This window comes from Shigella sp. SIG6 (assembly GCF_053555815.1).
Genome location: NZ_JBQZXC010000274.1, coordinates 1 through 969, shown reverse-complemented (window position 1 = coordinate 969; position 969 = coordinate 1). Strand labels below are relative to the sequence as shown.

General features: G+C 44.7%; 2 protein-coding genes. Both read left to right on the top strand.

Annotated elements, in window-relative coordinates:
- Positions 1-190 precede the first annotated feature (190 nt).
- Positions 191-493, top strand: a complete 303-nt coding sequence (locus ACUU1M_RS20310; RefSeq protein WP_010921625.1) for a type II toxin-antitoxin system TacA family antitoxin — start codon at positions 191-193, stop codon at positions 491-493.
- A complete protein-coding gene (locus tag ACUU1M_RS20305; RefSeq protein ID WP_000405248.1) occupies positions 484-966 on the top strand; it encodes a GNAT family N-acetyltransferase in 483 nt (160 codons plus the stop codon). Before ACUU1M_RS20310 ends, ACUU1M_RS20305 begins: the two co-directional genes overlap by 10 nt.
- Positions 967-969: the final 3 nt, after the last annotated feature.

Below are 969 nucleotides of genomic sequence, written 5' to 3'. Positions count from 1 at the left end.
GGCATTTCATTATCAAAATCACATTAAACGGCCGTAATCAGACATGATTTGTGCGCCGACACAGATCATCGTCACAATGTTCAGGTCTCTGCCATTGTTTTTATCAGGGGATCGCTTTTCCCGTAAGTGATTCTGTATAGCGTTCTGTTACCATTTGCGATAACATTAATTGCATAGCAAATTGTTACCAATGGAGGTTTTTATGTCTACAGCTGCAAGCGTCCGTAAAACACCGCGAGAACATCAGATTAACATCCGGGCAACTGATGAGGAACGAGCCGTTATTGATTATGCTGCGAGCTTGGTCAATAAGAACCGTACCGATTTCATCATGGAACTGGCGTACCAGGAAGCTAAAAACATTATCCTGGATCAACGTTTATTTGTGCTGGATAACGAACGTTATGATTCGTTTATTACGCAACTGGAAGCTCCTGTGCAGAATGCAGAAGGGCGTGAACGTTTGATGGCGGTAAAGCCTGAATGGAAATAAATGTCACCGCGCCAGCATTGTTGACGGATGAGCATATACTTCAGCCATTTGACTGTGGAAATGAGGTGCTAAGTAACTGGTTACGTGGTCGGGCTATGAAAAACCAGATGCTCAATGCTTCTCGCACGTTCGTTATTTGCTTGGAGGATACTTTACGTGTTGTGGGATACTACTCATTAGCTACTGGTTCCGTCACTCATGCCGAGCTTGGTCGCAGTTTGCGGCATAACATGCCCAATCCTGTCCCTGTTGTTCTGTTAGGGCGTCTGGCTGTTGATGTTTGTACCCAGGGGCATGGTTTCGGTAAATGGCTACTAAGTGATGCCATTCACCGGGTTGTCAATCTGGCTGATCAGGTTGGCATTAAGGCTGTTATGGTACATGCAATTGATGATGACGCCAGAGCATTTTATGAGCGTTTTGGTTTTGTTCAGTCAGTTGTGGCACCTAATACCTTGTTTTATAAAGTCTGAGTC